Genomic DNA, 24,959 nt, shown 5'->3' with positions numbered 1-24,959 from the left:
TTTTAGCAGAAACACCTTACGATTTAAAACCAAAATTGAAAATTTCAAATTTCAGTTAAAATAAGGCAAGAGAAACATTTTATCCTGAATTTAATCTTTTGGATCCTGAAAAATAAAGTTGAAACCAAACTGAAAGGAGAGACTATTGGCTTTTGTAATATCTTTATATTCTAATACATTATCGACTAATGCATAAATGTTAAATTTTCCCAGTGTCCCCGCAAGTCCTAAACCGATATTTTTATTAGAGTACGGATCAAATGTATAGGTGACTTTGGCATCTAATTTTTCGAAAATACTTCGTTTATAAAAAGCTGTAAAAGCTGCGTAAGGCTCTATTGGCATTGTCATTATAAACAATTGTGCACCCACTGCATTTAAATATCTTATTTCAGTTGAACCTTTGCAGTTACATTCGCCGTCATATCTTGATTCGCCAAAAGAATACTGAATCGATGAATTAAATTTAACCGGACGCCATGTTGTGTATTTATTATAAAGTGTGTCGCGCGGAATAGCCGTATCAAATTCATCAAAAATGTTTTTTGGTTCGTTTACAGCATCAAAATTTGGATTTACCCCATCGTATCTATAAGTTCCTTTATAGGTTAAGGTCTCAATATCTTTTGATTGCTTTATAAAACCAACATCAAGAATACTGGCCGTCAGCTGGAGGTTATCTTTAATATTATAGGTAATTCCGGCATCAAATCCTAAACCTAAACTTCCGTTTAAAAAAGTATTTTGCGCAATATCACCGGGAATACTTCCTTCGTATTCGTCTTTTGTAAATTTTGCAATTCCCGAAGTTTTAAGCTCCAGATTTGATTCTATCGTTTGGGTATACAAATTTGTTCCCGTTCCCTGCCCTGTAAAAATGTATCCTGAATTTTTGGTTGAAGTTGCATTAGCTCCGCTTGAATAAATTTTAAAACGTCCTCCTAAAACCAGTTTTTTGTTTAGCTTTTTATGAAATCCAACATGAAAAACCGAAAGTACTTCTGCACGCAGATTTAAATCGGCCAGATTGAAGGATTTTCCAATATGGTTTTGGTTTCCGTCAACGGCTAAAATAGCAAGGTCTTTTGGAAAATACATTAAAAAATCAAACTCCTGATAAGCCCCAAATGAAATATACGATTGGCTGTCCTTGCCTCCTACTCTAAATCCGCCGGAAAATATTTCAAGCTGCTGGTTTATCTGCGTTTTGTCATTTGCAGATGATTTATTAATAATGTTTCGTACTTTATCATTAAAATCAATGCCATTATTGGCAAATAAATCATAAGCTGAAAAACTGCTGGATCCTACATTGGCTGAAACTCCGGACAAAAGCGGGACGCCAAAATAATATTTATATGAAACATCTGCTCCCGGATTTACAAGTAAGGACTGCGGAATTGATGTAAAGTTATACAATACTTGCTTGTTTTGTGCCAGTGAGGAAAGCTGCAAAGTCAATATTAAAAGTAAAATTGCCTTTTTCATTCTACTCTCATATAAACTGTTGCACCTGATTTTAATTTCAAATTCCCCGAAAGCGGGTTTGATCCTGATCCTGTTACAGTTCGTACAACAAAACCAATTTTCATAGTGTTTTTCAATAAATTTAAACGCTCGCCGTCAAAAACCTCAGCAGGATATTTTATGATATTGGAACCTCCGGTATATTTTGGAACATCTAAATTAATGGTTTCTAATACCTGATTATTGATGTCTAACAGCTGTAATTCTATTTCAAAAGCTCTGTTTACGGTATTTTCAATTTCGAAATTAAGTTCGGCTTTTATAAGATGATCAGTAAAAAATTTATTTTTAAAAACATCAAATTCTTCAACATCCGGAGGTATCTGCTGTCCTTGTCCGCTATCATCTATCTGATTTGCCGAAATATCAAAATAGGCCAGATTGGCTACTAAAACGGGTTCAATTTTAAAATCATTAATCTGATCAAAATCTAAATCACTAGCACAGGAAAAAAATAAACCTGACAGAAGTAGTAATATGGGGATTCTATGTATAAGATTTCGTTTCATTTTGATTTTATTAGAATAAATTAAAACGTATTTTTTTGTAAGATATTACTTATTTTAAAATATTTTTTTAATGAAACTTTCCAAACAATTTAGACGCTTCATTATAAGCACTTTCAAAACTTAAGGAATTAAGCCCCGTTATTTTTTTATTAGCAGTAAAATACGAAATCAGCTTTTCTGTCGGCATATTGCCTGTTAATTTATCAGTCGCCATTGGGCAGCCGCCAAATCCCTGAATTGCTCCGTCAAAACGTATACATCCGGCTTTTGCGGCAGCGTCAATTTTTTCAAACCAGCTGTCAGGCGTTGTATGAAGATGTGCTCCAAATTCGATTTCAGGATATTTCGGAATTAAATTCGAAAATAAATAGGTAATAACTTCCGGCGTTGAACTTCCTACAGTATCAGAAAGTGATAGAATTTTAACGCCCATTCCTGCAAGTTTTTCTGTCCATTCTGCCACAATTTCAACATTCCAGGGATCTCCATACGGATTTCCAAAACCCATTGAAAGATAGGTTACTACTTCTTTATTTTTTTGATCTGCAATTTCCAGAATTTCCTCCAGAGTTATTAAAGATTCTGCAATAGTTTTATGTGTATTACGCATCTGAAAATTTTCAGATATCGAAAAAGGAAACCCTAAATACTGAATAGACTGATGCTCTGCTGCCAAAGCTGCGCCTTGTGTATTGGCAATAATCGAAAGTAATTTACTGCTTGTCTGAGACAGATCTAACTGCGCCAAAACCTCAGCCGTGTCCTGCATTTGCGGAATCGCTTTTGGCGATACAAAACTTCCAAAATCGATTGTATCAAACCCCACACGAAGCAAAGCCTGAATATAAGTGACTTTATTTTTTGTTGGAATAAAAGTTTTGATACCCTGCATGGCATCTCGCGGACATTCGATAATCTTGATCTCTTTATTCAAAGCTTATTCTTTTGTAAGGCTAAGTTAGTTCCTTTTTTAAAGATATAAAAGATAATTTTCCTGAATCAGAATTATTACAATATATAGTAATACAAGAAATTATTACCAAAAAAAGTAATAAACATAATTATTACCAAAAAACGTAATAATAAATAATATTACTTATATTTGTAATAGAAGTTTTATTATTTTTTAATTATATTTGATTATGACTAGTGTAATTACAGGCGACATAATTGGTTCAAGACAACAGGAATCTCAGCATTGGGTCGAAGATTTGAAAAAAATCTTATCTCCGCTTGGTAAAAACCCAAGCGACTGGGAAATATATCGGGGAGATGAATTTCAAATTGAAGTTAAAAATCCTGAAGATGTTTTGCTGACTGCCATTTTAATTAAAGCACACTTAAGGGCCATAAAATCTGATGCAAGAATGAGTATTGGTTTGGGCAGTAAAACACATAATGCCGGGAAAATATCAGAAAGCAACGGAACTGCTTTTGTAAATTCAGGAGAACTTTTTGAAACTTTAAAAAAACAAAAAATAACGCTGGCGATGCGAACGGGAGATTCTGATTTTGATGAAAAATTAAATTTAATGCTTCAGCTCGCTTTGACTTTTATGGATAACTGGCTGGCACAATCGGCTGAATTTGTGGCAAAGGCTATAGAAAACCCAAGCCTTTCACAGGAAGAATTAGGACAAAAATTAGGTATAAATCAGGCAGCTGTAAGCCGAAGACAAAAACGGGCACAGTTCGATCTGGTAATAAATTTAGATCGTTATTTTAGAAAACAAATAAAACAACTTACCGCTTTATGATTTTATTTATAAAACTATTTCTGGCACATTTATTAGGCGATTTTATCTGGCAGCCTAATTCATGGGTTGCTGATAAAGAGATTAAAAAACATAAAAGTATTTACCTGTATCTTCATGTTTTGCTTCATGCTGTTTTAGCAGCAATTTTATCAGGCGAAATAAATTTTATTCCGTACGCCTTTTTAATTGCTGTTACGCATGGCATTATAGATTTAATCAAGCTGAATTTTCAAAAAAGCAAAACAAAACGCACCTGGTTTGTTGTAGATCAAATTGCTCATGTTTTGGTTTTAACCGGCGTTGTGCTTTTATATCAAAATAAGGGTATAATATATTTTTGGCAGAATAATGAATTCTGGATTTTAATAACGGGAGTTTTACTGCTGACCAAACCAGCTTCTATTTTCATCAAAACCATTATTTCAATATGGGAACCTGAAAACCAAAACAGCTATCAGGATAATTCTCTGATAGCTGCCGGAAATTATATTGGTATTTTAGAGCGCTTATTTGTTTTTGGCTTTATCTTAACCGGACATTTTGAAGCGATTGGTTTTTTACTGGCCGCAAAATCTATTTTTAGATTTGGCGATTTAAAAGAAGCTAAAGACAGAAAACTGACTGAGTATGTTTTAATTGGTACTTTAATTAGTTTCGGAATTGCAATACTTGCCGGAATAATTGTTCAGGCACTTCTTTTACAATTGCCTTAAAACCTTTTTGTTGATTGCTTTTATCAGTGCCGGTCCTTCATAAATAAAACCTGTATATAATTGCACCAAACTGGCTCCTGCGTTTAATTTTTCGACTGCATCATCAGCAGAGTGAATTCCTCCCACTCCAATAATCGGAAATGCCTTATTACTTTTTTCCGAAAGAAAACGAATTACTTCTGTAGCGCGTTTCGTTAATGGTTTTCCGGATAAACCTCCTGTTTCTGATTGATTTTGAGATTGAAGACCTTCTCTGGAAATAGTAGTATTGGTTGCAATTACACCTGCAATTCCTGTAGTTTTTACTATATCAATAATATCTAATAACTGCTCATCTGTAAGATCAGGCGCAATTTTTAAAAGAATTGGTTTTACTTTTTGAGTACTTGTCTTTTGCTTTTCAACATTTCTGTTTTGCAGTGTTTGAAGTAAAGCTGTTAAAGGTTCTTTGTCTTGTAATGCTCGTAAATTTGGAGTATTTGGCGAACTCACATTTACTACAAAATAATCTACATGATTAAAAAGTGCGTCAAAACAAATAATATAATCTTTAACCGCATCTTCGTTTGGTGTTACTTTATTCTTTCCGATATTTCCTCCAATTAAAACACCCGAATTATTTTTCAAACGTTCAACGGCATCCAGAACGCCTCCGTTATTAAAACCCATTCGGTTAATAATCGCCTGATCTTCTTTTAAACGGAATAAACGTTTTTTAGGATTTCCTTCCTGCCCAACCGGAGTTACAGTTCCAATTTCAATGAAACCAAAACCAAAGTTTCCTAACTCTTTGTAAAGTTTGGCATCTTTATCAAAACCTGCGGCAAGTCCAACTGGATTTTTGAATTTAATTCCAAAAACTTCTCTTTCCAATCGGGGATCTTTTACTTCATAAATCGATCTTATGATTGATGAAAATCCGGGAATTTTTGAAATGAATTTAACGAATGAAAAAGTAAAGTAATGGACTTTTTCAGGATCAAACCAAAAAAGTATCGGACGGATTATCAATTTATACATAAAAGTTGTGTTGTGTTTTTTTCGGTTGCAAATTTAAATATTATAGTTTAAAAAGGTGCTTTTTTACAAAAACAAATACTTTCAAATTTGTTCTATTCTTCTGCTAAAGGCTAAATTCAAAAAAACTTTCTCAAAACATGCCTTTTAGGTTGCAAATTATAATATGAAACCAATTCAAACCTTTTAAACACTTGCTTCGAAAGCATATATTCTAATTTTGAAGAATCAGATTCCATACAACCCCAGAATATGTATAAGGCAGATAAAACCATATATAATTTTAAAAATTTCATTTCAGTACTACTAATTGTGATCAGTTTTAAGGGATCAGCACAGGAAAAAGATACGACTAAACTAATGAATGTAAGTTACGGAAGCAAAGGAATTGAACTTCAAACCAGAGATAATAAATTTTTGTTTCAATTACAAAGCCGGCTGCAGTTTCGATTTTCTACGCCATATGATGCAGATCCTCTGACTTACGATGATTACAGTCAGGATGCGCAGACTACTTTTAAGATAAACAGGGCCAGACTGAAAATTGGCGGACACGCGTTTGAACCCTGGCTTAAATATTATTGGGAATACGAATTGAGTCAGTCCAATCTGCTGGATTTTAGAATTATGATAGAAAAATGGGATTGGCTGAGTTTTAAAGCCGGACAATGGAAAACAGAATTTACCCGTGAACGTTTTATTAGCAGCGGCGAACAGCAAATGGTAGAACGATCCTTGATTAATAGGCCTTTTACCGTTGACAGACAATTAGGAGTTGAAGTTTATGGGCATCTAAAAGGTTCAGGTATTGCCGATTTTAATTATTGGTTTGCCGCATTAACCGGAACCGGACGCGGAAGTACTGCAAATGATGATGGAAAATTAATGTATTTTGGAAGAGCACAGTGGAATTTCCTTGGAAGATTTTTGGATTTTGAAGGATGTGACTTAGAGTTTCATGAAAAACCTACTCCTATTATTGCTTTTTCTGCAATTACCAACCGAAGTCCGTATACACGATTTTCGCAGGCTGGCGGAGGTTCATTAGACGGTTATGAAAATGGTCTGCCCGGCCAATACAGGGTCAATCAATGGAATCTAGAAACTGCTTTTATGTATCGTGGTTTTTCATGGCAGAGCGAATGGCATACTAAAGAGATCATTGATAAATTGAACAACGACGATACCACTACATTAAAAGGATATTATGTTCAGGCGGGATATTTTTTTCATAATGTTTTTGAATGGTGGCCAAAACATTTAGAAATGGCCGGAAGACACGCAGCTTACAGACCGGATAATTCTATAAGACAAAATAGACAAGATGAATCTACACTTGCTTTTAACTGGTTTTTTAAAGGACATAAAAACAAACTCACTTCTGAGGTAAGTTATTTTACTTTTCAGGATAAAACACTTCCTTTAGAACAAGGCTGGCGCTTTAGGATTCAATGGGATATTTCACTGTAAAATTCTTACTTCTTTATTCCATATAAATTCTTTTTTTAATAACTTTATACGAACTAAAACACTGGAAATGAAAAACATAATTAAAAAAATAAGAAAAGCAGCGGTAATATGTCTGGCGGGATCGTTTTTTTTGATTTCTATTGACAGCATAGCACAACGCCGTGCAGGCGGAGGCGGCGTACACAGAGCCGGAGGAGCTGGACAGTCAAGACCGGCACATCAATCAAAACCGGCTAATCAGTCCAGACCTGCCAATCAATCACGGCCGGCAGTAACAAGACCAGGTTCTGATGGATCAGGAACTAAAGTTACCCGACCTGCAAATGGTTCTAATACAAAAATTAATAACCGAAACAATAATTCTAACAATGACATACGAAATTCCGGTAACCGAAATACTAATATCAGCGGAAATACCAGAAATGTTGACAGAAGCAGAGATATAAACATAAATAACAACAGAAATACCGTCGTGAGACGAAATACTACAGTGGTATATGCTCGTCCTCCATATGTGTATGGCGGTTACAGATATCATGCCTATCACCCGTATTATTTCCATCCATACAGACCGTTTTATTATGGGCCGGTTTGGCATCCGTGGGGATTTTTTGTAGCAACACTGGCCGTAACTGCAATTGTCGTTAGTGTCGAAAACACGCAATATCATTATGATCAGGGCGTTTGGTATGCACCATCAAACGGAGGTTATACAGCTGTTCCCGCTCCGGTTGGAGGAACAGTCAATAACATTCCGAGTGGAGCGCAGACAGTCAATACAGGAACAGTAAATAACTATTACTACGGCGGAACCTATTATGAAAAAGATGGCAGCTCGTACAAAGTTGTACCGCCAACTGCAGGAACAGTGGTAGATAATTTACCGGAAGGCGGCAAAGAAGTTACAATTGGAGATGTAAAATATGTTAAGTTTGGCGAAACGTATTACCAGCCTGTACAAGTAGACGGAAAAGATAAGTACGAAGTTGTGTTGGTAGAAGCAGATAAATAACAAAATAATTATATTTTATTAATTCTATAAAATTAGTATAACTATAAAAGTTATTTTTATACTTTTGATTTTGCTTGACAAACCATACCGTTAAAAAAATAGTATCATGAAAAATAAAACCTTTTGGATTTTCGCAATATTAACAATCTCCATAATTTCAATTACTTATGGCGTAACAAAACTGATTACACCAAAAGAAAAAATTAAGGAAACGGCAATGGAATGTCATGAAACTCCAAATCCTGCTGATGCATCGGCATTTAAACCTACAATCGAAAACAAAAATAAACCAAACGGAAAAGCTCCAGAAGGAATGGTTTGGATTCCGGGCGGTGAATTCTCTATGGGAAGCAATGTTGAAGATGAAAGTTTATGCAGTTTGTCAGGAGTAACTAAAGACGCTGCTCCTATTCATCGTGTTTATGTTGATGGATATTATATGGACAAAACTGAAGTTACAAATGAAGAATATGACAAATTTGTAAAAGCAACGGGTTATATTACAGTTGCAGAACAAAAACCTACTAAAGAAGAATTTCCAACAGCTGCCGAAGAAGATTTAATTACAGGTTCAGTAATATTTACTCCCACTCCATCTGCGGTCAATTTAAACAATTACCTGCAATGGTGGTCTTACGTAGGCGGAACCGACTGGAGACATCCGCTTGGACCTCAAAGTTCTATTAAAGGAAAAGAAAAATATCCGGTTGTACATATCACATATGAAGATGCTGCTGCTTACGCAAAATGGGCTGGAAAAAGACTTCCGACTGAAGCCGAATGGGAATTTGCGGCAAGAGGCGGGAAAACCGGAGAAATTTATGCCTGGGGAAATATTTTAAAGCCTAAAGGAAAATTTCAGGCTAATATCTATCAGGGACATTTTCCGATAAAAGATGGCGATACCGGAGAAGATGGTTTTAAAGGTATTGCTCCGGTTGCCCAATATGCTCCAAATGCTTACGGTTTATATGATGTTGCCGGAAATGTCTGGGAATGGACAAATGACTGGTACAGCGTTGATTATTACAAAACATTAAGCGAAAGCGGAAAAGTAGCCAGAAATCCGCAGGGACCCGATGCATATAATGATCCAAAAGATCCAAGTGAAATAAAAAGAGTACACCGCGGCGGTTCCTTTTTATGTACAGATCAATATTGTACACGATACATGGTGGGAACAAGAGGAAAAGGAGAAGTCCGATCTGCAGCCAATCATCTGGGTTTTAGATGTGTAAAAAGCATTTAAAGAGATAAAAAACACGATTAAAAAGGATTCTTTAAACAGAATCCTTTTTAATTTTTTTGAAGATAAACCTCAAAATATACCTGCTAAAAAAAATGCCTATATTTGCTAAAAAGAAATAGAAATGCAACATATCATAGATCGTTTTATCAGTTATGTAACAATTGATACTGAATCAGATCCGAATTCAAAAACAACCCCAAGTACAGAGAAACAATGGAATCTGGCCAATAAATTAGTAGAAGAACTAAAAACAATTGGACTGCAGGATGTTACTATAGATGACAAAGCTTATATCATGGCAACTCTGCCGAGCAATGTCGACCACGAAGTTCCAACAATTGGATTTGTTTCACATTTTGACACTTCACCGGATTTAAGCGGAGCAAATGTCAAACCGCAGATTGTAGAAAATTATGACGGAAAAGATATTGTGCTAAACGCAGAAAAAAACATAATTCTTTCTCCAGACTACTTTAAAGATTTATTACAATATAAAGGTCAGACCATTATTACAACAGACGGAACAACCTTATTAGGTGCCGATGATAAAGCCGGAATTACAGAAATTGTTTCTGCAATGGAATATTTGATTCAACATCCTGAAATTAAGCATGGTAAAATCAGAATTGGTTTTACTCCGGATGAAGAAATTGGCCGTGGCGCGCATCATTTTGATGTGGAGAAGTTCGGCGCGCAATGGGCTTATACAATGGATGGCAGCCAGATTGGCGAATTAGAATATGAAAATTTTAATGCTGCAGGCGCTAAAATCACTTTTAAAGGAAAAAGCGTTCACCCGGGTTATGCAAAAGGAAAAATGATCAATTCTATGCTTTTAGCAAACGAATTTATCAACGAGCTTCCAAAAGGAGAAACTCCTCAGGAAACAAAAGGTTACGAAGGATTTTTTCATGTTCATCATATTAAAGGAAATATTGAAGAAACTGTTTTGGAACTGATTATTCGCGATCACAACAAAAAGAAATTCGAAAACCGAAAAGAACTCATTCTTAAAATCGCAAAAAAATTCAATAAAAAATTTGCGAAGAAATTCGGTGAAGATATTGTAATTGCAGAAATTAAAGATCAATATTACAATATGAAGGAAAAAGTACTTCCTGTAAAATATATTGTAGATATTGCCGAAAAAGCGATGAGAGAATTAAACATCAAACCAATTATAAAACCTATTCGCGGCGGGACTGATGGTTCGCAGTTATCCTTCATGGGATTGCCTTGCCCAAATATCTTTGCGGGAGGACACAATTTCCATGGAAAATACGAATATGTTCCCGCAGAAAGTATTCAAAAAGCAACAGAAGTAATTGTTAAAATTGCTGAACTTACTGCAATTCCGGGATTTTTTGAAGCAGCTGAAAATTCTAAAAAAAGAAAATAATTGGAAACAAAATCCGAAAATAAAGGCATGTGGAAATATGGCGGGCAATGGGAAGAGGAATTGGTTCGCCTGAAAACAATTATTGACAAAACAGAGCTGACTGAAACCACAAAATGGGGCGGAACTGTGTATGTTTATGATAAAAGAAATGTTGTTGGAATTGGCGGATTTAAGGAATATTTTGCTTTGTGGTTTTTTAATGGCGTTTTCCTAAAAGATGAAAAAAAGAAATTAATTAATGCTCAGGAAGACCGCACAAAATCTTTGAGACAGTGGCGTTTTGCTTCTATAGAAGAAATAGACGAAGCCGCAATTTTAGAATACATAAAAGAAGCTATTGAAAATGAAAAGCAGGGAAAAGTTATAAAACCTTCCAAAAAAGAAACAATAGTTTCAGAACTTCTTAATGCCGAAATGGACAAAAATCCGGCTTTAGCAGCAGCTTTTCAAAAGTTTAGTCCCTATAAACAATATGAGTTTTTAGAATATATTGAAAGCGCTAAACAGGAAAAAACTAAGATTTCGAGAATTGAAAAAGTTATCCCAATGATTTTAGAAAATATTGGACTGAATGATAAATACCGATAATTTTTAAAATTCCAATTTTTAAATTTCAAATTCCAGGCTGTAAAAACTTTGTCAAAGTTTAAAACTTTAAAAGGTTTTTCTTTTGCGCATAGAGTATATCATCAGAAACAAAAAAATCCCAGACTCCATTTGGAATTTGGGATTTATTTTTTGGAATTTAAAAACCTTAAGCTTTTTTATTCAAAGCAGCGCTTAATTCTAAAGAAATAGCAGAACGCTCTAATTTTAATTTTCCTGACATTGTTTCGATTACAACAGTAGTTTCTGCTAATTCAGCTATTTTACCATGGAAACCGCTTTTTGTAACTATTCTGTCACCTACTTTTAGGCTGCTTTCAAATTCTTTTTCGTTTTTTGCTCTTTTTTGCTGTGGTCTAATCATAAAGAAATAGATTACTACAAACATTAAAAGGAATGGCGCAAATTGACCTAATTGTCCCATAATTAAATTTTGTTTTTGGATTTATATTAATATTTTATGACTCTTTGATTTCGCTAAGAGACTAATCTTTTTTCACTTTACAATTGGAATTTGGAAATTTATAAATCGAAATTTATTCTATTTACATTAATCCTCTTCCCACTTTTACCATTTTTTTATTGGCTTCAAGTTCTTTAACAAGGTTATCTAAAATTCCGTTGATAAAAATACTACTTTTTGGTGTAGAATACTCTTTAGCAATTTCTAAATATTCGTTAAGAGTTACTTTTACAGGAATTGAAGGAAACTTTAAAAATTCGCAGATGGCCATTTTTAAAATAATGGTATCAATTTCAGCAATCCTTTCGCTGTCCCAATTTGGTGTTTTATCATCATATTCTTTTGCTAAAACAGCTTCGTTTAAAACTGTTCTTCTAAACAAATCTTTAGCAAAATCTTTATCTTCAACGTCTTTGTATAATTTTGGAACTCTAAAGTCGTCCGGATCTTCTGTTTTAATTGCTTTTAGCTGCTTGATAATATGTGTATTAACCACCGGAATATCATCAACCCAGGTCAGCTTATCATCTTCTAAATACTCATATAATTTATCATTTGGAACAATAACTTCAGAAAACAAATCAACGATAAATTGTTTGTCTTCCTCAAAAGTATTGATATTATTGCTCATGTATTTTTTATACAAATCACTTGCTTTAATATCATTTAAAAGTAAAATGATATAATCGTCGTTTAATGACCAATTATTGATTTTTCTGTTTTCCAGGGCAATGCTTAAAGAATTACTTTCGGCAAGAAGCTGAAAGATTTTGTTTTTGATAAACTTTTCGTTCGGATTACGTTCTGCAGGAGTTGCAAGATGTTTTTTACTTGAAAGATGCAGAAATACAGATTCTTTTTTACAAATTTCAATTAATGAAGAAAGCATTATAAGGTATAAGTCCTGAATATTATCAATACTGTAAAAAAGGAATTTTTCTTCTTTTTCCATATTATCAGAACCGCTTTGGTGCATTGCATAAATGGATTGCATTACTTTAACGCGTATGTGTCTTCTATTTACCACCTCGTAAGAACATTTAAAAATTAGTCTGCAAAAGTATAACTTTAGATGCGTATTTTAAAATTAATTCGTAAAAAAGTCACAGTATTCAGTCGCAGTATTCAGTTTTATTCAAAAAAAATAAGCCTCAGCCGCAGTATCCATATAAAAAAAATCTCAGCTTCCAGATTAACTGAAAACTGAGACTGAGATTGTAAACTACAAAAAAAATTATTTCTTAGCAGCGTTTTCAATTTTTCTCGCATCAATACGATTTTGAGCAATTGTAAGGGCAGCTTTGTGAGTTGTCATTCCGTTTTTCACAGCGTAATCGATAATTTCTAAAGTAGTGTTATAGATGTTTTCTGTTTTCGACATGATTTCCGCTTTGCCATAATGCTCCAATTCAGCATAAACGTTGATGATTCCACCGGCATTGATTAAGAAATCCGGAGCGTATAAAATTCCTCTTTCCTGCAATCTTGGGCCGTGAACATTTTCATCTGCTAACTGGTTGTTTGCAGCTCCGGCAATAACTTTAGCTTTAATTTTATTTACTGTATTGTCATTAATTGTTGCTCCCATTGCACAAGGCGCATAAATATCAACATCTGCAGTATATAAATCTTCGCCTGTATAAATTGAAGCATTATATTTTGAAGCAACCTGATATAATTTTTCTTCGTTTATATCTGTAATTGTTACCTGCGCTCCTTCTTTCGTTAAATATTCAACTAAAGTTTCACCCACGTGTCCAATTCCCTGAACCAAAACTTTTTTACCTTCTAAAACATCAGAACCAAACTGGCTTTTTGCTGCCGCTTTCATTCCTAAATAAACTCCGTAAGCTGTTACAGGAGATGGGTTTCCAGAACCGCCTCTTTCTTCAGAGATTCCCGTTACGTAAGGCGTAACATCTCTTACAGTGTCCATGTCTTTAGTTTCCATTCCAACATCTTCAGCTGTAATATATCTTCCGCTTAAAGAGTGAACAAATTCACCAAATTTACGCATCAATTCTGGTGTTTTCTGCGTTTTGGCATCACCAATAATTACCGCTTTTCCACCACCAATATTTAAACCGGTAATAGCAGATTTATAAGTCATACCTCTTGAAAGACGTAAAACATCGTTTAATGCTTCCCATTCCGTATTATAATTCCACATTCTAGTACCTCCTAAAGCTGGACCCATAACCGAATTATGAATACCAATAATTGCTTTTAAACCTGTATCTTTGTCATTGCAAAATACAATTTGTTCGTGATCATCAAAAGATAACTGACCAAAAACAGGATCCATTTTTTGAAGTTCCTTTCCAGTTGCGAAAGTTGCGTCCATAGCGTTACTATTTAGTTGTTTAAATTATGAATTTGTCAAAAAGACAACTCAAACATAAACAAAAAATATACATGTGCTAATTTTTTATCTTTAAAATAACAATTATACAAAATATTTATTTTGATCAGATTGCATTTTATTATACTTTTAATTAAGAATAATTCATAAAATTAAATCAAGTCAATATTGAATCTCTTAAAAAAATGAAAGAATTAAGCTATTTAAACAAATATTTCATTAAATATAAATTCAGTTTTTCCTTTGGAATTTTAATAACCATAATCGCACAAATATTTTTCTTATTTACTCCAAAGCTTGTAAGTCACTCTTTTGACATTATAGAAAAGTTTTTAAAATTATCCGATGCCGATCAGAAATCTTCTATAATTGTTGATTTTTATCAAAGAGAATTAATTCATAACGTGCTCTTAATCACCGGAAGTGCCATTATTGGAGGTTTTTTAACCTTTTTAATGCGCCAGACATTAATTGTAATGTCCCGCCATATTGAGTTTGATTTAAAAAATGAAGTTTTTAAACAATACGAAAAACTTTCTCAAAACTTTTACAAGCAAAACCGCACGGGAGATTTAATGAACAGAATCAGTGAAGACGTGTCAAAAGTTAGAATGTACGTTGGTCCGGCCGTAATGTATACCATAAATACATTTATACGTTTTGCAATCGTACTAATATATATGTATAATGTTTCGCCTCTACTTACTTTATATACAATACTGCCATTGCCCATTCTGTCCTATTGTATTTTTAAACTGAGTTCTGAAATCAATAAACGAAGCACCACTTTTCAACAATACTTATCTAAAGTTTCGAGTTTTACGCAGGAAATTTTCTCCGGAATCAGAGTGATAAAAGCGTATTCGCTGGAAAATCAGCATCAAAATAACATGGTAAATCTTTCGGAAGAAAGCAAACGCAAAAGTTTAGATTTAGCAAAAGTACAATCGCTTTTTGGTCCTTTAATGATTGCGCTTATCGGAATTAGTAATTTGGTCGTAATTTATTTTGGAGGTATGATGTACATCAACGGTACTATTCAAAATATTGGTACAATTGCCGAGTTCATTCTGTATGTAAACATGTTAACCTGGCCGGTTGCCTCTTTAGGATGGGTTTCATCAATGGTACAGGAAGCCGAAGCTTCTCAAAAACGTTTAAATGAATTTTTGAAAATTGAACCGGAAATTAAAAATAACAATGAAAATTCATCGGAGATTCGCGGTTCTATTGCTTTTGAAAATGTAAGTTATACTTATGAAGATACGAATATCGAAGCTTTAAAAAATATTTCTTTCACAGTAAAAAATGGAGAAACGCTGGCAATTTTAGGAAAAACCGGTTCGGGGAAATCGACTATTTTATCTCTAATTTCACGTTTGTATGATGTTAGCGAAGGAAAGATTACAATTGACCAAAACGAAATCAGTTCTTTAAATTTAAATGATTTAAGAAACAGCATCGGAATTGTGCCTCAGGATGCTTTCCTGTTTTCTGACACTATCAAAAATAACATCAAATTCGGGAATCAAAATGCTACGGATGAAGAAGTTATCGAGGCAGCAAAAAATGCTGTAGTTCATGATAATATTATTGCTTTTAATAAACAATATGACACTATTTTAGGAGAAAGAGGGATTACACTTTCGGGCGGACAAAAGCAGCGTGTATCGATTGCAAGAGCTCTTATAAAAAATCCGGCGATTTTACTTTTTGACGATTGTTTGTCTGCAGTTGATACTGAAACAGAAGAAACTATCCTACATAATTTATTTGAATTTTGTAAAAATAAAACTACAATCATTGTCAGTCATCGGGTTTCTTCAGCTAAAAATGCCGACAAAATCATCATTTTAGAAGATGGCAAAATTATTCAACAAGGCTCTCATAATCAATTAATAAATCAGGAAGGCTATTATGCATCGTTATATTTAAAACAACTTTCGGAAAAAGAATTACTTTAATTGTTGCGTAATAGATAATTTTTTATGATTTTTGAGTACTATTAATTCCAAAAATGATAGAACGTATTATGAGAGAAAATGACATGTTAGAAAAAGAAGAGATTTTTTCTAAAGTATTACGAGCAGGAAGAAGAACTTATTTCTTTGATGTGAGAGCTACTAAGGCTGACGATTATTATATCACGATTACCGAAAGCAAAAAATTTACCGAAGAAGATGGTTCTTTTCACTTTAAAAAACACAAAATTTATTTATACAAAGAAGATTTTAGTGCTTTTGCTGAAATATTAGAAGAAATGACTTCATACGTTTTGAACCACAAAGGCGAAGAAGTAATCTCTGAAAGACATCAAAAAGATTTTAAAAAAGAATACGGTTCTGATAAAGCAGATACACCAAGATCAAGCTTTACTGATATTGATTTTGACGATATCTAATCAAATATAACTTTAACCAAAAAGTACAAGTCCAATATGTATAGCATTTTTGGACTTTTTTTATACACTTAAATTATCAATTTTAGATTTTAGAATGTAGATTTTCAAACATTTAAAATCGATAATACAATTAAATATTTTAAGATGAAAAAAATACTTCTTTTAATCAGCTTTTTATTTCTCGGAATTTCATCATTTGCCCAGAAGTTAGAATACGAAACCAAATCGAACATTCAATATTATAATGCAGCTGTAAACAAATCTGACAGTTATATTAACGAAAGATGTGTTCTGGATATTTATTATCCAAAAAACACAAAAGGTTTTGCCACAATTGTCTGGTTTCATGGCGGCGGCTTAACCGGCGGAAATAAAGAAATCCCGGAAGCTTTAAAAAATAAAGGTTATGCGATAATTGGAGTAAATTACAGATTATCTCCTAAGGCAAAAGCTGAAAAAGCAATTGAAGATGCAGCTGCGGCAGTGGCCTGGGCATTTAACAATATTGCCAGTTATGGAGGTGATAATTCGTTAATTTTCGTTTCCGGACATTCGGCAGGAGGTTATTTGGGAATGATGGTTGGTTTAGATAAAAAATGGCTGCAGAAAGAAGGAATTGATGCTGATAAAATTGCCGGACTTATCCCGTTTAGCGGACAGTGTATTACACATTTTGAAATTAGAAGACAAAACGGAATTCCGGAAAAACAGCCCGTAATTGATGCTTTTGCTCCTTTGTACCATGTTCGTGCGGATGCTCCGCCGCTTTTATTAATTACCGGAGATCGTGAACTGGAAATGTTAGGCCGCTATGAAGAAAATGCCTATATGGCCAGAATGATGAAACTCGCAGGACATACACAAACTAAACTTTATGAATTAGACGGTTATGGACACGGCATGACAGAACCGGGATTTCCGTTATTAGTAAACGAAATCAATCGAATTCTAAAAGAAAAACAAACTAAAAAATAATACATAAATTCCACGGCAATGGAAACACAATTATTAATATTACCCGGATTAGGAAATTCCGGAGAAAAGCACTGGCAGACGTTTTGGCACGAAAAATTTAAAAATTCGATTCGGATAGTTCAGGACAATTGGGACGAACCTCTCCTCGAGGAATGGATTGTTCGTTTAAATGATGAAATTTCTAAATTAGAAAATCCAACAATTTTAGTCGCCCATAGTTTAGCTGTTTCACTGGTTTTACACTGGGCACAAAAAAATTCAAATAAAAATATCATCGGTGCATTTTTGGTCGCTCCCGCAGATGTGGATTCGCCTGAACATACGCCAGACATTATAAGGAATTTTGCGCCAATGCCGCTTTATACCCTGCCCTTTCCGTCAGTGGTGGTAGCCAGCGAAAATGATCCCTATGCCTCATTCCAAAGAAAACAATATTTTGCAGAAAAATGGGGAAGTGATTTTGTAAATATTGGAAAACAAGGACATATCAATTCTGATTCTGACTTAAAATATTGGGAAGAAGGGCAGGAGATTTTACAAAAGCTGATTGAGAAGATTTCTTAGTTTTCAGTCTCAGTTTTCAGTCTCGGTTTGCGGTTGTCAGGGTGACAATTGTTTTTAAAACTGAAAATTGCGACTGAAAACTGAAAACTAAAATCACCCAATCCTTAATCCATTCGGGATTTTAAAATCCGGAGCTAATAAAATAACATCTCCTTCCTCCCCTACAGCGCCGAGAACAAGACATTCACTCATAAATTTTCCTATTTGCTTTTTTGGAAAATTTACAACAGCTACAATTTGCCGGTTTACTAAATCTTCTTTTTGATAGCGCTTTGTAATTTGTGCAGATGATTTTCTGATACCAATTTCGGAACCAAAATTTATTGTGAGCTGAAAAGCAGGTTTTCTGGCTTCAGGAAAATCATTTACTTCAATAATTGTTCCTACGCGCATATCTGTCCTCTCAAATTCATTCCAGGTCAAATCCATTTTAAATTGTTTATTTACAAACCTATAAATTTTATAATTAATACTACTAATTCTATAACCTGTTTTTTTAGCTTCAAAAGTAATTTTACTCTTCATCATTCGTATCTAATTAGTAAAAAATATAGAAAATGGAAAATAATGTAGTAAATGCCAATCCCTCTCTAAGAGACTCAAATTTTGATATTCAAGAGCTTAACACAGATAAATATATCGAAACTGCCAAAAACGTAAAGCTTTATGTAAAAGATTACGGAAAAGGAAAACCAGTCATTTTAATTCATGGATGGCCGCTTTCAAACGAAATGTGGGAATATCAGGTTGAATTTTTGGTTAAAAATAATTACAGAGTAATTGCTTACGACAGACGTGGTTTTGGTAAATCGTCCCAGCCTTGGGAAGGATACGATTATGATACTTTAACAGATGATTTAAGTGAAATTATTGATCAGCTTCAATTGGAAAACGTGACATTAGTAGGTTTTTCAATGGGCGGCGGAGAGGTAGTACGTTATTTTAGCAGGTATAAAGGAAAAGGTGTCGCAAAAGCAGCATTGATTTCTTCTATTATTCCTTTTCTATTAAAAACAGAAGATAATCCTGATGGTCATCCGAGAGAAAAAAGTGAAGTAACCGCAGAAGCTATCATGGAAGACCGAATTGGTTTTGTAGATAATTTTGGGAAAACTTTTTTTGGAGTGAACATTATCAATAAACCATTAAGTACTGCTTTACTAGAGTATTACAGAATGCTTTGTTCTTTTGCGTCGCCGCATGCAACTTTAAAATGTGCCGAAGCATTTTCTTTTACCGATTTTAGGGATGAATTAAGTACCGTAACAGTTCCAACTCTTATCATCCATGGAAATGATGATAAAATTGTTCCAATTGATTTAACATCAAGAAAAGCATCAGAAGCAATTGCACATAATACTTTCATTGTATACGAAGGCGCACCTCATGGGTTATTCTATACTGACAGAGATAAATTAAACGACGATTTACTTCATTTTTTAAATTCATAAAAATTATATCAGCCCATATATTTCAAGGATTTTAGAAATTAAAAATTCAACAATTATTTTAATTTGTAAATCCGCGAAATCTGTGGGCAATTTTTTTTTTAAGTTATAAGAAAAACTTTACCTATCTTTGGAGATTAATTTTACAATCTCTAATCTTGAGCACTGCAGCAATACTTACAGTTTTTACTTTGCTTTTTCTTTTTACAGGAAAAGTACTTTCTGCTGTATTTATTTCACATAGTAAGGCCTTTATTAATTAGGCCTCCGTCTATTCCATTTCTTCTTTCAGGCGGAGGATTTATATCAGTTTAAACATTTACTTATTTGACAAAATCAATTTTGGTCAGATAATTTTTTTGTTTTTCAAATTAACATTTTACGCATTTCACCCATTTTAAGTTAGGCTGCGGAATAACTCTCATTAAAAGGAAAAAAAGAAGAAAAAATCTCTCAAATAATACTAATAAATTCAATATAGATATGAAACCAACACCCACTTTCTGTAAATCAGATTATCAATTTTTAAGAGAATTGATTTTAAAAAGTAAAAATTTGACAAATACAAAAGAAGCCAATCAGCTTTCGCAAGAACTTGATCGTGCCGTAATAAGCAAAGAAAGCGAACTCGACAGTACTGTAATCAGGATTAATTCTTTTGTAACAATCGAAGATGTAAAAGCAAATAAGCAAATGAAAATTCAAATTGTACTGCCTTCATCTGCCGATGTAAAACAATCTAAAATTTCAATTTTAGCACCTTTAAGTGTTGCAATTATTGGTTTTAAAGAAAATGACCAAGTAGATTGGGAATTACCGGCCGGCATTAAAACCTTAAAAATAATTGCTGTAGATAATTCGGCTGTACATCATTCTTAACTTTTAAACACCTCATTGTGAAGGTGTTTTTTTTTGTATCTGTTTGAAAACAAAAAAACCTGCTTTAAGCAGGTTTTAGTTTTTTAATGTAAATTACAATTGTGAGTGAATGTAATTTGTTATCGAAGCCATTTTCACATCGTCAAGTTTTGCTTTCTTTTGCATACGAACTAAAATTGGCTGCCATTCTTCTTTACTAAATTTAGCCGGTTCGTATAATTTATGGCATTTGGCGCAGCTGTTTTCATATAAATTTTTACCTTCTGCCAATTCTGGTGTTAATTCAGCTACTGCTTTTGTTTCAACCTGAGTTTGTGCGCTGACTGCAGCTGTTGTTTTTTTAGAACCACATGCCGTTACTAACAGCATAATAAACGCTATGCTTAATATTCTTAATTTCATTTTTATTTGGTTTGTTTTCAGTAAATATAAAAAAAATCCCATTCGGCCTGCGAATGGGATTATTATTTAAAACAACTTTAAATTGTCTCTTATCTTATTATTTTACGTCCATTAATTCAACGTCAAAAATCAAAGTTGCGTGTGGAGGAATAACACCTCCTGCTCCTGATGGTCCGTAAGCTAAATCAGATGGAATTACAAAACGAGCTTTGTCTCCAACTTGTAATAAAGCAATACCTTCGTCCCATCCTTCGATAACTTGTCCAATTCCTAATTTGAATTCGATTGGTTTTTTACGTGGATAAGAGGAATCAAAAACTTTTCCGTTTTCTAAAGATCCTTCATAATGAACAGAAACTGTTTTTCCTGCTTCAGCTCTTTTACCTTCGCCTTTTTGGATCATTTTGTAACGTAAACCGCTTTCAGTTTTATCAAAACCAGCTGCTAACTGCTCCATTTTTGCTTCAGATTCTGCTTTTAAAGCTGCTTCTCTTTTTAGACGGGCACCTTTTAAACCAATAAAAGACTCAATAGCATTCCATTTTTGAGCTTCTTCTCCAACTCTGATAATTTCTACAGATTCTAATGCATCACCCTGAGCAACAGCATCAACAATATCTTGTCCTTCAACAACGTGACCAAAAACAGTGTGTTTTCCGTCTAACCAAGGAGTTGGAACGTGAGTGATAAAAAACTGAGAACCGTTTGTTCCTGGTCCTGAATTTGCCATAGATAAAACTCCCGGACGATCGTGTTTTAAACTTGGTACAAATTCATCATCAAATTTATACCCCGGATCTCCGGTTCCTGTTCCTTTAGGACATCCTCCCTGAATCATAAAATCAGGAATTACTCGGTGAAAGTTTAATCCGTCATAGAATTTTTGTCCCTGAGGTTTCACTTTATTTTCCATATTACCTTCTGCAAGAGCTACAAAATTCCCTACAGTTCCAGGTGTTAAGTCGTGTGTAAGTTTTACTAAAATCGAACCTTTACTAGTATTGAATTTAGCGTATATTCCGTTTTCCATGTTGTTATTTTTAATTTGAACGCAAATTTACAAATTAATTTTTTAATCAATTTGTGGTTTCGCTTTTTTAGATTTTGATTTATAAGTGAGGCCGTAGACTGTTAAGGATAATAAAGATAAAACCATACAGCCAATAGTTACAGCATGCCATCCTCCTAATTTCCATAATAATAATCCGTAAGCAGATCCGGCAGCAGTTCCTAAAAAGCTAAACGACATAAATACAGTATTTAATCTGTTTCTGGCTTCTGGCAATAGCGAATAAACTCTTGTTTGGTTTGAAATATGAACACCCTGAATTCCAATATCAATAAAGACAATTCCAATCGCAATTCCGATTACACTTTCGATTGAAAAATAAAAAACCAGGAAGCTGATTAAAATCAACAGACAACCGTAACCAACAGCAATTCTTGAATTTCCTTTGTCTCCAATTTTTCCAACCAAAGGCGCGGCCAAAGCTCCTGATGCGCCAACAATTCCAAACAAACCAATTGTAGCACTGTTAAAATGAAATGGCTCTCCTGAAAGCAGCAAAACCATTGTAGTCCAAAAAGCTCCAAACTGAGCAAAACTGAAAACATTGATCGCTGTGGCTTCACGCAAAACAGGCTGTGTTTTTATAAGTGTAAAAAGAGACTGAATTAATTGCCCGTAAGTTCCCTGAAACTGCGGTTTGTTTACCGGAAATTTACTCTGAATTACAAAAAAGATGGAAAGACAAATTCCGGCAGCGATATAAAACATAGATCTCCAGCCAAGAACTTCTCCAATAAAACCGCTTAACGTTCTGGAAAGTAAAATTCCGACCAATAAACCGCTCATTATAGTTCCAACAACTTTTCCTCTTTGTTCCGGTGCGCTTAATGAAGCCGCCAAAGGCAGAATAAGCTGCGGTACAATAGAGGTAACTCCAATAAGTAAAGAAGCAATTTGCAAAATGAGAAAACTTTTTGCCGTTGCTGCTATTATTAATGCAATTACTGAGGCAAAAGTAGTCATTAAAATCTGTTTCTTTCTTTCTATTTTATCGCCAAGAGGCACCATAAAAAATAACCCAATTGCATAACCGGCCTGAGTTAAATACGTAATTGTCCCGGCACTCGCTTCGGGAATTTTAAATTCGTTGGCAATTAAAACAATCAAAGGCTGGCAGTAGTACAAATTTGCAACTATAAGACCAGTGCAGACTGCCATAAAAAGGACGTTGGTTTTGGATAAATTCATGATGCAAAAATACCGATCTAATCTTAATCAAAACTTTAAAAAAGTTATAAAATTTTTAAATGTAAGATCAGATCGAGCTTCTAAAATAAATATTCAGTTGATTTTAAAAGTTTTACAATTTTAAAAAATCTTCTCTTACCGGACTGAAAACATCTGTCAACATTCCGCTTTCTAAGCACACAACGCCATGAACTGCATGAGGCGGAATATAAAAACTATCGCCTTCTTTTAATGTTTGTGTTACGCCGCTTATCGTTACATCAAATTTCCCGCTTGCTATATATGTTACCTGAGAATGGTAATGGTCGTGGAGAACACCAATTCCGCCCTTTTCAAAATGTACGTTTACAAGCATAATCTTATCATCAAAAGCAAGGATTTTTCGTTTGATTCCTTCCCCAACTACTTCCCACTCTATTTCATCTCCTTTTATAAATTCTTTGCTTGTTTTGATGTTCTGCATAATGTTAAAATTTATTTTTACAAAAATAAGACATTTTGATGATTTGATTTTAGATCAATTCTTTTGAAATAAAATCAGAGCTTGTTTGAATGGATTGAAAAGAATTTACAGCAAAATTATTTTCCTGTTCTACAAAAAAATGCACCATTCCGGATTGTTTTGCCGCTGCAAAAAAAGGTTTAAAGTCTATTGATCCTGCTCCTATTTCTGTGTTTAAAGCCTTATTTGTTTTGTCCATATCTTTAATATGCCACATTTTAAAACGTCCCGGATTTTCTTTGAATAATTTCAACGGATCATTTCCTGAACGAACCACCCAATATAAGTCTAATTCAAAATAAACCAGATTTTTATCGGTTTCATTTAAAAGAATCTCGTAGCCGGTAACATCGTCATGTTTTTTAAATTCAAAGTCGTGATTGTGATACGCCAATTTTAAACCTGCATCTGCACACATTTTGGCGGCCTGATTTAAACGCACAGCAATCTTTTTATAATCGTCGATACTTTTCCTAAAAGGTTCATCGACCCACGGAACGGTTAAAAATTCATTTTTTAAAATCTTCGCCGCTTCGATTGCCGCGATGAGTTCTGTTGTATTTCCGTCGTACAAAAAGCTTCCTAGATTATAATGTCCACTTACTGCTTTTAGGTTATTATTGTCTAAAATCTTTTTCAACTCAGCCGGAAACAAACCCCAAAACTGATCTTTTATCGAAAAACCATAAGTCTCTACATTTGTATATCCTGACGCAGCAACTTTTTCTAAAGTTTGTTTTACATTTTTCGGAAGTTCTTCACGTAATGTATATAACTGCAAACCTATTTCTTTTTTATTCATAGAAAATGCTAATGACGGTAAAGCCAGAACAGCCGTAGCAGCCAGACTTGTGTTTATAATAAAGTTTCTTCTTGTAACCATTTTGAGTACTGAATTTTAGAAAAGTAAATCTACTATAAAAATTGATTCTCAAAGTTATTTATAAAGTTTTGAAGTGCAATTTCTGTTTCTTCATTCATTATTTTTCCGTCAGCATCGATTTTTCCTCTTATACCCTGAATTAAAAGCTGTGTATTAGTATCAAATTTAGCTTCAAGGGTTTTCATAATTAACAAAAGCTGCTCGTGTCCCATTTCTCCAGATGCCGAAGCGGTTATTAAACCTGTCTTTTTATTAGAAAATATCGTTGTTGATACACACCATTCTAAAACATTTTTTAAACTTCCCGGCAGACTAAAAACATACTCCGGCGTGCAGATAATAATTCCGTCTGCGCCGTCTATTTTATTTCTCATTACAGTAATTTCTTCAGGCGGGTTTTCTGTATCTAAGTCCGGATTAAAGTGTGGAATTCGACCTAAATCTTCAAATATTTCGACTTCAAAATCCGTTTTTAAATGCGCTGAAATATACTTTAAGATTTTAAAATTACTGGAGTTTTTTCTTGTACTGCCTGTTATGGCTAAAATTTTTATTGCTTTCATT

Annotated in this window: 27 protein-coding genes; 13 read left to right on the top strand and 14 right to left on the bottom strand. The window is 33.9% G+C overall.

Annotated elements, in window-relative coordinates; genetic code table 11:
• Positions 1-90 precede the first annotated feature (90 nt).
• The 3 genes from ASE21_RS20225 to ASE21_RS20215 all read right to left on the bottom strand — a co-directional run bounded on the left by ASE21_RS20225 (position 91) and on the right by ASE21_RS20215 (position 2,970).
• Entirely contained in the window at positions 91-1,488 is a 1,398-nt protein-coding gene (locus ASE21_RS20225; RefSeq protein WP_057124505.1) for a DUF5723 family protein, read from the bottom strand.
• Entirely contained in the window at positions 1,485-2,036 is a 552-nt protein-coding gene (locus ASE21_RS20220) for a hypothetical protein (RefSeq protein WP_057124504.1), read from the bottom strand. Before ASE21_RS20220 ends, ASE21_RS20225 begins: the two co-directional genes overlap by 4 nt.
• A 67-nt stretch (positions 2,037-2,103) precedes the next feature.
• Positions 2,104-2,970: a hydroxymethylglutaryl-CoA lyase gene (locus ASE21_RS20215; protein WP_057124503.1), complete on the bottom strand. Its 867-nt coding sequence runs from the start codon at positions 2,968-2,970 to the stop codon at positions 2,104-2,106.
• A 208-nt stretch (positions 2,971-3,178) separates the two neighbouring features.
• Between ASE21_RS20215 and ASE21_RS20210 the strand changes: the two genes are divergently transcribed.
• Both ASE21_RS20210 and ASE21_RS20205 read left to right on the top strand, forming a co-directional pair.
• Entirely contained in the window at positions 3,179-3,793 is a 615-nt protein-coding gene (locus tag ASE21_RS20210; RefSeq protein ID WP_057124502.1) for a SatD family protein, read from the top strand.
• A complete protein-coding gene (locus tag ASE21_RS20205; protein ID WP_057124501.1) occupies positions 3,790-4,506 on the top strand; it encodes a DUF3307 domain-containing protein in 717 nt (238 codons plus the stop codon). Before ASE21_RS20210 ends, ASE21_RS20205 begins: the two co-directional genes overlap by 4 nt.
• On the opposite strand, the gene ASE21_RS20200 is transcribed toward ASE21_RS20205, so the two are convergent.
• On the bottom strand, positions 4,492-5,526 hold the full coding sequence (locus ASE21_RS20200; RefSeq protein WP_057124500.1) for a quinone-dependent dihydroorotate dehydrogenase: 1,035 nt from the start codon (positions 5,524-5,526) through the stop codon (positions 4,492-4,494). The genes ASE21_RS20205 and ASE21_RS20200 overlap by 15 nt on opposite strands.
• A 249-nt stretch (positions 5,527-5,775) precedes the next feature.
• Here ASE21_RS20200 and ASE21_RS20195 point away from each other — a divergent pair, with 249 nt between their 5' ends.
• The 5 genes from ASE21_RS20195 to ASE21_RS20175 all read left to right on the top strand — a co-directional run bounded on the left by ASE21_RS20195 (position 5,776) and on the right by ASE21_RS20175 (position 11,241).
• Entirely contained in the window at positions 5,776-6,993 is a 1,218-nt protein-coding gene (locus tag ASE21_RS20195) for an OprO/OprP family phosphate-selective porin (protein WP_057124499.1), read from the top strand.
• 67 nt (positions 6,994-7,060) lie between these two features.
• Positions 7,061-8,005 (top strand): DUF6515 family protein, encoded by a 945-nt coding sequence (locus ASE21_RS20190; RefSeq protein WP_057124498.1) that lies wholly within the window; start codon positions 7,061-7,063, stop codon positions 8,003-8,005.
• 106 nt (positions 8,006-8,111) lie between these two features.
• On the top strand, positions 8,112-9,254 hold the full coding sequence (locus tag ASE21_RS20185; RefSeq protein WP_057124497.1) for a formylglycine-generating enzyme family protein: 1,143 nt from the start codon (positions 8,112-8,114) through the stop codon (positions 9,252-9,254).
• Positions 9,255-9,375: 121 nt separating this feature from the next.
• Positions 9,376-10,653, top strand: a complete 1,278-nt coding sequence (gene pepT / locus ASE21_RS20180; RefSeq protein WP_057124496.1) for a peptidase T — start codon at positions 9,376-9,378, stop codon at positions 10,651-10,653.
• Positions 10,654-10,680: 27 nt separating this feature from the next.
• Positions 10,681-11,241, top strand: a complete 561-nt coding sequence (locus ASE21_RS20175) for a YdeI/OmpD-associated family protein (RefSeq protein WP_057124642.1) — start codon at positions 10,681-10,683, stop codon at positions 11,239-11,241.
• A 166-nt stretch (positions 11,242-11,407) separates the two neighbouring features.
• On the opposite strand, the gene yajC is transcribed toward ASE21_RS20175, so the two are convergent.
• From yajC to ASE21_RS20160, 3 genes are all read right to left on the bottom strand, one after another.
• The gene (gene yajC, locus ASE21_RS20170) at positions 11,408-11,683 is read right to left on the bottom strand and encodes a preprotein translocase subunit YajC (RefSeq protein ID WP_057124495.1); all 276 of its coding nucleotides are present in this window, start codon (positions 11,681-11,683) and stop codon (positions 11,408-11,410) included.
• Between the two features lie 121 nt (positions 11,684-11,804).
• Positions 11,805-12,716, bottom strand: coding sequence for a transcription antitermination factor NusB (gene nusB, locus ASE21_RS20165; RefSeq protein WP_057124641.1), 912 nt, complete (start codon positions 12,714-12,716; stop codon positions 11,805-11,807).
• 240 nt (positions 12,717-12,956) lie between these two features.
• Complete coding sequence (locus tag ASE21_RS20160; RefSeq protein WP_057124494.1) at positions 12,957-14,066, bottom strand: Glu/Leu/Phe/Val family dehydrogenase; 1,110 nt, start codon at positions 14,064-14,066, stop codon at positions 12,957-12,959.
• 203 nt (positions 14,067-14,269) lie between these two features.
• On the opposite strand from ASE21_RS20160, the gene ASE21_RS20155 reads away from it, so the two are divergent.
• From ASE21_RS20155 to ASE21_RS20140, 4 genes are all read left to right on the top strand, one after another.
• Positions 14,270-16,048, top strand: coding sequence for an ABC transporter ATP-binding protein (locus ASE21_RS20155; RefSeq protein WP_057124493.1), 1,779 nt, complete (start codon positions 14,270-14,272; stop codon positions 16,046-16,048).
• Positions 16,049-16,116: 68 nt separating this feature from the next.
• A complete protein-coding gene (locus tag ASE21_RS20150) occupies positions 16,117-16,485 on the top strand; it encodes a PUR family DNA/RNA-binding protein (RefSeq protein WP_057124492.1) in 369 nt (122 codons plus the stop codon).
• 144 nt (positions 16,486-16,629) lie between these two features.
• A complete protein-coding gene (locus tag ASE21_RS20145; RefSeq protein ID WP_057124491.1) occupies positions 16,630-17,460 on the top strand; it encodes an alpha/beta hydrolase in 831 nt (276 codons plus the stop codon).
• A gap of 18 nt (positions 17,461-17,478) precedes the next feature.
• Complete coding sequence (locus ASE21_RS20140; RefSeq protein ID WP_057124490.1) at positions 17,479-18,024, top strand: RBBP9/YdeN family alpha/beta hydrolase; 546 nt, start codon at positions 17,479-17,481, stop codon at positions 18,022-18,024.
• 93 nt (positions 18,025-18,117) lie between these two features.
• Here the strand turns inward: ASE21_RS20140 and ASE21_RS20135 are convergent, their stop codons facing one another.
• Entirely contained in the window at positions 18,118-18,453 is a 336-nt protein-coding gene (locus ASE21_RS20135) for a tRNA-binding protein (protein WP_057124640.1), read from the bottom strand.
• 128 nt (positions 18,454-18,581) lie between these two features.
• On the opposite strand from ASE21_RS20135, the gene ASE21_RS20130 reads away from it, so the two are divergent.
• Complete coding sequence (locus tag ASE21_RS20130) at positions 18,582-19,475, top strand: alpha/beta fold hydrolase (RefSeq protein ID WP_082603519.1); 894 nt, start codon at positions 18,582-18,584, stop codon at positions 19,473-19,475.
• Positions 19,476-19,955: 480 nt separating this feature from the next.
• Positions 19,956-20,351, top strand: coding sequence for a GreA/GreB family elongation factor (locus ASE21_RS20125; protein WP_057124489.1), 396 nt, complete (start codon positions 19,956-19,958; stop codon positions 20,349-20,351).
• 93 nt (positions 20,352-20,444) lie between these two features.
• On the opposite strand, the gene ASE21_RS20120 is transcribed toward ASE21_RS20125, so the two are convergent.
• The 6 genes from ASE21_RS20120 to ASE21_RS20095 form a co-directional block, all read right to left on the bottom strand.
• Positions 20,445-20,753 carry a cytochrome c gene (locus tag ASE21_RS20120; protein WP_057124638.1) on the bottom strand — a complete coding sequence of 103 codons (309 nt, stop codon included), beginning with the start codon at positions 20,751-20,753 and terminating at the stop codon, positions 20,445-20,447.
• A 97-nt stretch (positions 20,754-20,850) separates the two neighbouring features.
• Positions 20,851-21,783 carry a peptidylprolyl isomerase gene (locus ASE21_RS20115; RefSeq protein WP_057124488.1) on the bottom strand — a complete coding sequence of 311 codons (933 nt, stop codon included), beginning with the start codon at positions 21,781-21,783 and terminating at the stop codon, positions 20,851-20,853.
• Positions 21,784-21,825: 42 nt separating this feature from the next.
• The gene (locus tag ASE21_RS20110) at positions 21,826-22,980 is read right to left on the bottom strand and encodes an MFS transporter (protein ID WP_242410312.1); all 1,155 of its coding nucleotides are present in this window, start codon (positions 22,978-22,980) and stop codon (positions 21,826-21,828) included.
• 142 nt (positions 22,981-23,122) lie between these two features.
• Positions 23,123-23,473: a cupin domain-containing protein gene (locus ASE21_RS20105; protein WP_057124486.1), complete on the bottom strand. Its 351-nt coding sequence runs from the start codon at positions 23,471-23,473 to the stop codon at positions 23,123-23,125.
• 49 nt (positions 23,474-23,522) lie between these two features.
• Positions 23,523-24,395 carry a sugar phosphate isomerase/epimerase family protein gene (locus ASE21_RS20100; protein WP_057124485.1) on the bottom strand — a complete coding sequence of 291 codons (873 nt, stop codon included), beginning with the start codon at positions 24,393-24,395 and terminating at the stop codon, positions 23,523-23,525.
• Positions 24,396-24,427: 32 nt separating this feature from the next.
• Positions 24,428-24,958 carry an NADPH-dependent FMN reductase gene (locus tag ASE21_RS20095; RefSeq protein WP_057124484.1) on the bottom strand — a complete coding sequence of 177 codons (531 nt, stop codon included), beginning with the start codon at positions 24,956-24,958 and terminating at the stop codon, positions 24,428-24,430.
• Between the last annotated feature and the right edge of the window lies 1 nt (position 24,959).

The sequence above is a fragment of the Flavobacterium sp. Root901 genome, from assembly GCF_001429765.1.
GTDB lineage: Bacteria > Bacteroidota > Bacteroidia > Flavobacteriales > Flavobacteriaceae > Flavobacterium.
Note: the sequence above shows the minus strand (reverse complement) of the source record. Positions and strands in the feature narration are given on the sequence as shown.

What these genes read in the sequence shown, in the direction of transcription:
- ASE21_RS20100 (WP_057124485.1), bottom strand. Translation starts at nt 24,395, where the DNA reads ATGGTTACAAGAAGAAACTTTATTATAAACACAAGTCTGGCTGCTACG.
- ASE21_RS20120 (WP_057124638.1), bottom strand. Translation starts at nt 20,753, where the DNA reads ATGAAATTAAGAATATTAAGCATAGCGTTTATTATGCTGTTAGTAACG.
- ASE21_RS20155 (WP_057124493.1), top strand. Translation starts at nt 14,270, where the DNA reads ATGAAAGAATTAAGCTATTTAAACAAATATTTCATTAAATATAAATTC.
- ASE21_RS20200 (WP_057124500.1), bottom strand. Translation starts at nt 5,526, where the DNA reads ATGTATAAATTGATAATCCGTCCGATACTTTTTTGGTTTGATCCTGAA.
- ASE21_RS20140 (WP_057124490.1), top strand. Translation starts at nt 17,479, where the DNA reads ATGGAAACACAATTATTAATATTACCCGGATTAGGAAATTCCGGAGAA.
- ASE21_RS20195 (WP_057124499.1), top strand. Translation starts at nt 5,776, where the DNA reads ATGTATAAGGCAGATAAAACCATATATAATTTTAAAAATTTCATTTCA.
- ASE21_RS20225 (WP_057124505.1), bottom strand. Translation starts at nt 1,488, where the DNA reads ATGAAAAAGGCAATTTTACTTTTAATATTGACTTTGCAGCTTTCCTCA.
- pepT (WP_057124496.1), top strand. Translation starts at nt 9,376, where the DNA reads ATGCAACATATCATAGATCGTTTTATCAGTTATGTAACAATTGATACT.
- yajC (WP_057124495.1), bottom strand. Translation starts at nt 11,683, where the DNA reads ATGGGACAATTAGGTCAATTTGCGCCATTCCTTTTAATGTTTGTAGTA.
- ASE21_RS20220 (WP_057124504.1), bottom strand. Translation starts at nt 2,036, where the DNA reads ATGAAACGAAATCTTATACATAGAATCCCCATATTACTACTTCTGTCA.
- ASE21_RS20105 (WP_057124486.1), bottom strand. Translation starts at nt 23,473, where the DNA reads ATGCAGAACATCAAAACAAGCAAAGAATTTATAAAAGGAGATGAAATA.
- ASE21_RS20095 (WP_057124484.1), bottom strand. Translation starts at nt 24,958, where the DNA reads ATGAAAGCAATAAAAATTTTAGCCATAACAGGCAGTACAAGAAAAAAC.
- ASE21_RS20175 (WP_057124642.1), top strand. Translation starts at nt 10,681, where the DNA reads ATGTGGAAATATGGCGGGCAATGGGAAGAGGAATTGGTTCGCCTGAAA.
- ASE21_RS20135 (WP_057124640.1), bottom strand. Translation starts at nt 18,453, where the DNA reads ATGGATTTGACCTGGAATGAATTTGAGAGGACAGATATGCGCGTAGGA.
- ASE21_RS20130 (WP_082603519.1), top strand. Translation starts at nt 18,582, where the DNA reads ATGGAAAATAATGTAGTAAATGCCAATCCCTCTCTAAGAGACTCAAAT.
- ASE21_RS20115 (WP_057124488.1), bottom strand. Translation starts at nt 21,783, where the DNA reads ATGGAAAACGGAATATACGCTAAATTCAATACTAGTAAAGGTTCGATT.
- ASE21_RS20205 (WP_057124501.1), top strand. Translation starts at nt 3,790, where the DNA reads ATGATTTTATTTATAAAACTATTTCTGGCACATTTATTAGGCGATTTT.
- ASE21_RS20150 (WP_057124492.1), top strand. Translation starts at nt 16,117, where the DNA reads ATGAGAGAAAATGACATGTTAGAAAAAGAAGAGATTTTTTCTAAAGTA.
- ASE21_RS20210 (WP_057124502.1), top strand. Translation starts at nt 3,179, where the DNA reads ATGACTAGTGTAATTACAGGCGACATAATTGGTTCAAGACAACAGGAA.
- ASE21_RS20185 (WP_057124497.1), top strand. Translation starts at nt 8,112, where the DNA reads ATGAAAAATAAAACCTTTTGGATTTTCGCAATATTAACAATCTCCATA.
- ASE21_RS20125 (WP_057124489.1), top strand. Translation starts at nt 19,956, where the DNA reads ATGAAACCAACACCCACTTTCTGTAAATCAGATTATCAATTTTTAAGA.
- ASE21_RS20145 (WP_057124491.1), top strand. Translation starts at nt 16,630, where the DNA reads ATGAAAAAAATACTTCTTTTAATCAGCTTTTTATTTCTCGGAATTTCA.
- ASE21_RS20110 (WP_242410312.1), bottom strand. Translation starts at nt 22,980, where the DNA reads ATGGCAGTCTGCACTGGTCTTATAGTTGCAAATTTGTACTACTGCCAG.
- nusB (WP_057124641.1), bottom strand. Translation starts at nt 12,716, where the DNA reads ATGCAATCCATTTATGCAATGCACCAAAGCGGTTCTGATAATATGGAA.
- ASE21_RS20190 (WP_057124498.1), top strand. Translation starts at nt 7,061, where the DNA reads ATGAAAAACATAATTAAAAAAATAAGAAAAGCAGCGGTAATATGTCTG.
- ASE21_RS20160 (WP_057124494.1), bottom strand. Translation starts at nt 14,066, where the DNA reads ATGGACGCAACTTTCGCAACTGGAAAGGAACTTCAAAAAATGGATCCT.